At 62.1% G+C, this 1417-nt stretch carries 1 protein-coding gene; it reads right to left on the bottom strand.

All coding sequences use genetic code 11. The features are described from left to right. Nucleotides 1-101 precede the first annotated feature (101 nt). Nucleotides 102-1163, bottom strand: a complete 1062-nt coding sequence (locus HW556_RS18320) for an IS110 family RNA-guided transposase (RefSeq protein WP_176901558.1) — start codon at nucleotides 1161-1163, stop codon at nucleotides 102-104. Nucleotides 1164-1417 lie beyond the last annotated feature (254 nt).

Genomic DNA, 1417 nt, shown 5'->3' with positions numbered 1-1417 from the left:
TGAAAGATACTGTGATAAAAAGCAAGGGATTGGGCGAGGTTTTTTACATTTAGGCCTCCTTAAGGAGGGCCTTTGGGTTCATCCTGCGTAGCCTCGGCCGGTTAACTGGCCGGGGCTACTTCTTTTTCCGGGCACCGGGCCGGGTGGTAGTGCGGGTCGTAGGCGCAGTCGTTTTTCCACAGCGAGTAGCAGAGCAGCAGTAGTTTGCGCATGACGGCAATCACGCCGGGCTTGCCGCTGGGCTGGCGGGCCCGCAGCCGGGCGTAAAAGGCGATTTGCTGCGGGTTATAGCGCAGGCTGCTGACGGCAGGCAGGTAGAGGGCAGTGCGCAGGCGCACGTTGCCGCGGCGGGAGATGCGCGTGGCCCCCGCCGAGAGGCCGCTTTGGCGCTGCACCACGTCCAGCCCGGCGTAGGAGGCGAGTTGGCGCTCGTTTTCCATCAGCACGAAGCCGTTGGTTTCGGCCACCACGACGAGGGCCGTCGTCAGGCCAATGCCCGGCACACTTGTCAGGTGGGCCAGCTTGCGGGCCAGTTCCGGTTCCGTCGCCAGCAGCGCGGCCAGGTCGTGGTCCACCGCGTGGAGTTGCTGCTCCAGCAAGTGCAGGCGGTTGTTGAGCCGGTCCAGCGTGCGCGCATCGGGCTGATAACTGTGCTCGTAGGCGTGGCGCTGGGTTTTGAGCCGGGCGGCCTGCTGGGTGAGGCTCTGCCGTTCGCGGGAAAGGGCGCGCAGCTGGCGCAGGGCGGGCGTGGGCGGCTGCCAGGCCGGCAAGGCACGTTCCAGGCCGAAGCGGCACAGCAGGCGGGCATCAAGTTGGTCCGTTTTACTCTTCTGCTCCGTGCTCTGGGCAAAGTGCTTGACCTTATTGGGCAGCAAGACGCTTAGCGCTTGCGCTTGGTCGGCTAAAAAGTAGGCCAGTTCTTCGTAGTACACCCCGGTGGCCTCCACCACAAACCAGCAGGGAGCGTCAACCCCCTGCTGCTTGCTGGCCCAGGCCAGCAGCGCGGCAAAGCCCGCCAGGGTGTTAGCAAACGTGATTTCTTTGCCAAAAGACATGTGCTGGTGGAGGTCGATGCGGCCGAAACAGGCCACAAAGGTGTCTTTGGCGATGTCAATCCCCACCACGTATTTGAGGGGAGCGGGGACGGTGCGTGCAGGAGGCATACACAAGAAAATAAAGAGAGAAAAACGCAGCCAGTCAGGTTTCTACCGCAACTATCCTTGTACAAATGCGGGATGCGCTGGTCCGGCCGGGCTCCCTCCATACTGTGCAGTCTTCAGGCAAAAACGGAAAACGGGGCACCGACTCTTTCACACACGGTCAGCCCCGAGGGGCCGCCGTTCGGAGCGTTGGGTGTCCCCGTTTCCTTTTCTGGCTACCTTTCGACCGAAAGGCAATGCAATCATACAAGGAGCGT

It is taken from the genome of Hymenobacter terrestris, assembly GCF_013377905.1.
Lineage (GTDB): Bacteria > Bacteroidota > Bacteroidia > Cytophagales > Hymenobacteraceae > Hymenobacter > Hymenobacter terrestris.
The sequence above is the reverse complement of the archived record's forward strand: the minus strand, read 5'-3'. Positions and strand labels throughout refer to the sequence as shown.

What these genes read in the sequence shown, in the direction of transcription:
- HW556_RS18320 (WP_176901558.1), bottom strand. Translation starts at nt 1,163, where the DNA reads ATGCCTCCTGCACGCACCGTCCCCGCTCCCCTCAAATACGTGGTGGGG.